The organism is Nocardioides sp. NPDC000445 (genome assembly GCF_040300245.1).
Classification (GTDB): domain Bacteria; phylum Actinomycetota; class Actinomycetes; order Propionibacteriales; family Nocardioidaceae; genus Nocardioides.
The window spans coordinates 1-5,519 of sequence record NZ_JBEPDH010000044.1; the positions used below are offsets into that span (position 1 = coordinate 1).

The window sequence follows — 5,519 nt, forward strand, 5'->3', positions numbered from 1 at the left end:
CCGACCACTGCCGCCGGCTCGAAGATGAACTCGGCGCTTGCGCCTTCCTCGACCTCGGTCCAGTACGAGCTGAAGCCGTCGTAGGGGATGAACAGCGCGAGGGTGGCCAGTCCAGCGCCCGCCATGGCCGATACAACCCAGACGGGCTCGACCGGACCAAGGTCGCGATCCCTCGGCGACACGCTCAAGCACGCCCGGCCTGCCACGACAGCCCCCACTCCGCCGCACACGACAAGAAGACCCAGAACAACACCGATGGCGCCGATGTCCTCGAGGGAGAACTTCACCAGTCCGATGCCGGCGGCGCCCATGAGGATCCCGACCACGATGAACAGTCCTGCTGCGTCGGCTGTAGCCAGCTGCTCACGGCGGAGCTGGCCTGCAGCGAAGAGGAGAGCAAGGGCGGCAAGCCCTGCCTCGAACGGCGTGACGACCGCGAACGAGTTCCACGACGTCGGGGCCTCGGCCAGCATCGGCAACGGAATCGCGGCCAGGAGCGCCACGGCAGCTATTGACGCGGCGGCCGGCACCCACGCGGGCGGCTGGGGCTCGGTAGCTGCCACCGGCCGCGGCCTGTGCTCGGGCTCGCGCGCGACAGCGGCTTCGGCTTCGGCCGCCGGTGCGGGTGTATCTGGTGGGGGCGGCACGACTGTCGGCTGCTCCGGGGCGGCCGGTGGGGCCGGTGACGGTTGGGGCGAGGCCTCGGCGGGCGTACGAGCTCGGTCGGCCGACCCTCGCACGACACGCTGTGTGTCGTGCTCAGCCATGTCGTCCAGCGCCATGCGGGCCGCGGCGGCGCGTGCGGAGTCCGCGTCGTCCAGCAACGCCGCCAGCTCCTCCACTGCACCGAGACGCACATTGGTGAACGGACTCGAGACGGCGCCACGCAAGTCGGCCAACAGGTCCACCGGTTCAGGCGGGCGGTTGCTGCGGGCGATGTGGAAGTCCCCCTGCACGTCGAAGACCCACTTGCCCGGAGTCTGCGACGGCGTGACGGTCCGCACTCGGTCGAAGGCGAAGTCGTACAACTCATCGACCGACACATAACCGTCACGATCCCGGTCCGCCTCGCCGGTGGCCAGACCCTCCACCAGAGCCGAGGTGAACACCGACGGCTTGCCCTGGCCGGCAAGTTGGTCGCCCTCAAATGAGTACTCCATCGCGCTCGAAGCCGTCAGCACAATCCGCCCGTGGCCATCGAAACGCTCCATGATGTCCATGCGCTCATCGCCGCGATTCATCATCCCGCGCGCGAATGCGCCGCTGTAACAGCAGTCCAGGAACAGCACGATGCGCCGGGATCGACTCTTCGTCATCTGCCTGTTCACGTAGTCGGCGGGCAGGGACGTGGCGTCCAGGTGGTCGATCTCGGTGTCCGGCGTAGCGAAGTAGAGCCTCCCGTCCTCATCCTTCACCCCGTGGCACGAAAGATGCAGCAGGAGGAGATCGTCCGGCCCGCGGTCATCGAAGAAGCTCGAGACCTTGCGCCGGACCACATGCTCCGGCTCGTTGAGTGACACCTCGACCTCAAAGCCCCCGATCTCGGCGTTCCGGAGCACGCCTGCCAGTTGCTCGGCGTCGGTGGCGGGCGCGCGAAGCCTGCTCAACCGCTGGTCGTCGTACGTATCGTTCGCCACCACCAGCGCGCTGCGCCGACCCGAGGTCATGGCACCGGTGCGGAAGTAGGTGGATCCGGCTTCCCTGACCCGTGCAGGGATGCGACGAACTCATCGATGAGTCGATCCTGCTGCTCCCGCGACGCCGAGTCGATCTTGAGTGTCTGGTCGCCGATAGTGAGCTCGACCGCGTTGGCCCCGCGAGTAGAGGACATCCACCCCCGTATCACCCCCGCGATGGCGGTCACGGCGACCAGTGACTCCCGGAACGCAACGAGCAGAACCCCGATCTCCGTGACGTCGATGCCACGGGTGCCAGCAGGCGCCTCGCCCGCGCTCGCGCGTTCGACATCATCGACGCCGAGGTCCAGCAACTCCCGCCGCAAGACCGAGCTGAGCTCATCGAGACGCTCCACATCAGGATCGTGGATCGTGATGGTCATCTGGCGACTCATCCGCGGCTCCTCGCTTCATCAAAACTCCCCCTACGGTCAGTGTCCTCCCAGACCCGGGGCTCGTCAGCGGATTCACCGACACGGTGGCCGAGCCCGGCCAGGGCGGGCTCGGCGAAGACGTGGACGTCAGGCCATCTCAGGGACATGCAGGTGCGCGTACGCGAGGTCGAACTCGTGCACGTCGACGATCTCGCCGCCCGCGTCGCTCGCGGCCCGGCTGCGCATGTTGTCGGCCGCCGAGCGGCTGGCTTCCATCGCGGCGCGGGACTCCCAGGCTGTGGTGGCGCAACCCAGGCCGGACGACCGGTTCATCAGCAGGCTGGCGCTGCAGAATCCATCGGTCTCCTCGAGCTCGGGAAGGATCCCTACCCGGAAGGTCTCGGCCATGGCGTCGAGGTCACCCTGCAGCCAGCTGACTCGGGCACACTCGCCGTGATGGCTACGGTGCATGACGACGATCTCCCACTCGTCGACCTGCATGGAGCCGCCGAGGATGTCCTTCCCTCGATCGCGCAGCGGGCGAAGCTGCTCATCGCTGGCGCGCATGGCCGCCTCGTCTTCCCACGAACTTGTTGCGATGCACTGCCCGGTCTCGCGGTCGACCAGCATCGAGAGGCCGCGACAGCCCTCGATGCTGTCGAGCATGGGCCCGACCTCGTCCTTGACGAATGCGATGCCCGCGTCGATGTTGCCGGGGTTTCCGTGGAACGTACTGGAACGTGCGTACACGGCCCGCTCCTTTCTAGAACAGGGCAGTGCCCGACCGGCACCGCCGGTAGTTCCCTGTCTACTCCTCTGGGTACGGCGACGCCATCGCCAACCTTTGGGGTTCTCGGGCCTCGTCGGGCCGGGTCCGACATTTGTCTGTGCTGGACGGAGATCTCCTCGGATGTCCGCTCGCGACGGTAGGGCGCTATCGCACTGAAACCGGCGCAATGACGCATCTGGCGCGGCGGTGTGGCCGGTCTCGCTCGATGTACCGTTCCAGGATGAACAACCCGGAGGAGGGCGCTGCTCGCACTCGGCCGTACGTCGTGGTGCACGTGGCCGTGTCAGTTGATGGATCCACTGCGGGCTTCGAACCTGACGTGGGTCGCTTCTATGAACTGGCCGCAGTGTGGCGCGAGGATGTCACCCTGGCAGGGGCAGACACAATCCTCGCTCAGGAGTTGGCGCTCGCCGACATGGAGTTGCCCGGCCCAGCGCCCGCCGGGCCGATCTTGGCGGTCGTCGACGGCCGCGGCCGTGTCGGCGCTTGGAAGTCGCTGCGCGACGCGGGTCATTGGTCGAAAGTGGTCGCGGTTCACTGGTGTGGTTGCGCTATGGCATCGCGGCCGATGCTCCGTAGGCCTCGTCCTTCATTGGCAGAATGGCTGCACCGCTGAGCGCGCGATCCGCTGAACGTACTGGTCACGCTGTCAATGAGTTCTGTGAAGATCGCACTTCAACCCCTCGCTGGAATTGGCCCTGCAATCAGGGCCACTGGAATGGGCATCTTGACCGGACTACGGAGGACCTCCGACCGGACTGCGGATGACCTCCGACTCCTGCCTTCCCGACCGAGATGAGGTGCTCTGAAGTAAGAGCCGAATCGATCGCGACGGAGGACGATATGACGACAAAGGCTTCCACCGGAAACGAGCACGTCAGTGTCGACGCGATTGACGTCGATGACCTGAACATTGCCATCACGCTTCAGAACCTTGAGGAGTGCTTGCGCAGCGTCACGCACTGGACCGACGAGTTGCCTCGGTACGCGAGTCGCGAGCAGGGTAAGGCGGACAGATTCGCGATTACAGCAGGAGTCCTGGCAGCAGTTACCGGTGCTTCGATCTATCCTGTCGCGCAGAGTGACGGTCCAGCCTGGCTGAGCCTCGTACTGGCACTCCCGGCACTTGTCGCAGCCATCTGTGCCGTATTCCCGAATGTGCGCAACTACTCAGAGATGGCTGGACGGGCTCGGGAACTTACCACCTCGTACGGCCCGTTGAAGGGGGTCTTCATGGACGCGGTCGAGGGTTACCCGACCCTGAGTCAAGACGAAGCGCACAAGTTGATGAAGAAGTTCCATCAGGTCAAGGGGAAGAAGGACCAGCTGCAACGTGTGCCAACCAGGTGATTATGCAAAGACCGGGCAAATAGCGGCGGTGTGACGCATCCTGGTGCCGCCCTGTACGCAACTGGATGTGGCGCTTGTGCAGTCTGAGCTGCAGCGCATGCGCGACGAGCCGGGCTTGCGTGGCGCGATCGAGGAAGCCGAATCGGACATCTCGATCTTCATCTACTGACGCGCTCGTCGCGGCGGCATGACGCGGGACCCTTTCTGTCAGCCGGGGTTGCACGCCAGATCAAAGTTCGATGCGTAATGGCAAGATGACTACATGGCATCGGACTCCCGGATGGTGGCATTGGGTTTCGGAAAGTTCGCGCGCGCCGACCGTATCTTCGCCCTGGAGCGCATCACCGGGGAGGAACGCGGCGATGGCCGCCGCACTCGAGTCTGGATCGACGGGGTCACCGACCCCTTGATCGCGTCCAGGACCGAGATCACAATCCTTCGCGATATGGGCCAGGAGTCCGCGGTCGCCGCACCCGAGCTCGACGAGGCAATGGACCTTGCCGCGCGTCTGGCGGCCGCGGCTGAGGAGGGTCGGGTGGATCTGAGCGATCTGGGTCGTCGTGCGCGACGCCTCCTCGCCACGACGACGCCATAGGAAGGGAGACCTCGACAGCCCGCCCCTTCGGTGAGTGACCCATCGCGGCGATGTAGCGCGCTCGCGGCGGAATGCCGCGCCACCTCTGCATGGGTTTCTCCACGGTGCCGGTGTGCCTTGCATGAGACGAGAGGTCAGGCGCCGTCCTCGGTCAGGGTGGTGGAGGGAAGCCAGTCGGCGCCGAGGAGCTGGGCGAGGGCAGTGAGGCCGGTGATGTCGCTTCCCACCGTGGCAGAGGCCGCAGCGATCCGCTCGACCATCAACCTGCCGACCTGCTCCTCGACGGTGCCCTCGGCGTACGCGATGTGCCACGGCGAGAGCTGGTGGTCGCGGTGGGTGCGGCCGGTCACCTGCCGTCCTGCGATACCCGAGAAGCGGGCCTGGTGGAAGACGCCGACCCGCGGCTCGCTGCTAGCCCGGCGACCGTCGGCGAGGATTTCGCCGGCGTGCAGGCTGATCGAGGCGACCGTGGTGAAGACGCAGGCCTTCGCCTGCCCGGTCTGGAACCGGAGCCGCTCGGCCTCTGCATCGAACCGGTCGCGGCCGTAGATCGTGGCGACTTCGAGGCCGGAGTCACGCAGCCGGTCGGCGATCGGGTCGGCGGCGGTCGCGACGAACTCGACCGAGCACGCCACCTGTCGCTCGGCCTCGACCTGCTGGACGATCCAGGCGACCGTGGAGTCGACGCGTATCAGCCCGGCCTTCTGCCGGAAGCGCAGCAGCGCTGCCCGCCC

At 66.2% G+C, this 5,519-nt stretch carries 6 protein-coding genes and 1 pseudogene; 3 read left to right on the plus strand and 4 right to left on the minus strand.

The window, feature by feature from the left end:
• From ABT304_RS30735 to ABT304_RS30745, 3 genes are all read right to left on the minus strand, one after another.
• Nucleotides 1-1,667, minus strand: a 1,667-nt coding sequence (locus ABT304_RS30735) for a caspase family protein (RefSeq protein ID WP_350721218.1), incomplete at its 3' end; no start/stop codon positions are given.
• Entirely contained in the window at nt 1,664-2,059 is a 396-nt protein-coding gene (locus tag ABT304_RS30740) for a hypothetical protein (RefSeq protein ID WP_350721220.1), read from the minus strand. The genes ABT304_RS30740 and ABT304_RS30735, both read right to left, overlap by 4 nt.
• Nucleotides 2,060-2,197: 138 nt before the next feature.
• Nucleotides 2,198-2,800: an antibiotic biosynthesis monooxygenase family protein gene (locus ABT304_RS30745; RefSeq protein ID WP_350721222.1), complete on the minus strand. Its 603-nt coding sequence runs from the start codon at nt 2,798-2,800 to the stop codon at nt 2,198-2,200.
• A gap of 260 nt (nt 2,801-3,060) precedes the next feature.
• Here ABT304_RS30745 and ABT304_RS30750 point away from each other — a divergent pair, with 260 nt between their 5' ends.
• From ABT304_RS30750 to ABT304_RS30760, 3 genes are all read left to right on the plus strand, one after another.
• On the plus strand, nt 3,061-3,456 hold the full coding sequence (locus tag ABT304_RS30750; protein ID WP_350721223.1) for a hypothetical protein: 396 nt from the start codon (nt 3,061-3,063) through the stop codon (nt 3,454-3,456).
• A 227-nt stretch (nt 3,457-3,683) separates the two neighbouring features.
• Nucleotides 3,684-4,190 carry a hypothetical protein gene (locus tag ABT304_RS30755; protein ID WP_350721225.1) on the plus strand — a complete coding sequence of 169 codons (507 nt, stop codon included), beginning with the start codon at nt 3,684-3,686 and terminating at the stop codon, nt 4,188-4,190.
• Nucleotides 4,191-4,452: 262 nt separating this feature from the next.
• The gene (locus ABT304_RS30760; protein WP_350721227.1) at nt 4,453-4,785 is read left to right on the plus strand and encodes a hypothetical protein; all 333 of its coding nucleotides are present in this window, start codon (nt 4,453-4,455) and stop codon (nt 4,783-4,785) included.
• Nucleotides 4,786-4,919: 134 nt separating this feature from the next.
• On the opposite strand, the pseudogene ABT304_RS30765 reads toward ABT304_RS30760, so the two are convergent.
• Nucleotides 4,920-5,519 (minus strand): annotated as a pseudogene (locus tag ABT304_RS30765) (helicase); the annotation flags it as partial.

What these genes read in the sequence shown, in the direction of transcription:
- ABT304_RS30740 (WP_350721220.1), bottom strand. Translation starts at nt 2,059, where the DNA reads ATGACCATCACGATCCACGATCCTGATGTGGAGCGTCTCGATGAGCTC.
- ABT304_RS30750 (WP_350721223.1), top strand. Translation starts at nt 3,061, where the DNA reads ATGAACAACCCGGAGGAGGGCGCTGCTCGCACTCGGCCGTACGTCGTG.
- ABT304_RS30755 (WP_350721225.1), top strand. Translation starts at nt 3,684, where the DNA reads ATGACGACAAAGGCTTCCACCGGAAACGAGCACGTCAGTGTCGACGCG.
- ABT304_RS30760 (WP_350721227.1), top strand. Translation starts at nt 4,453, where the DNA reads ATGGCATCGGACTCCCGGATGGTGGCATTGGGTTTCGGAAAGTTCGCG.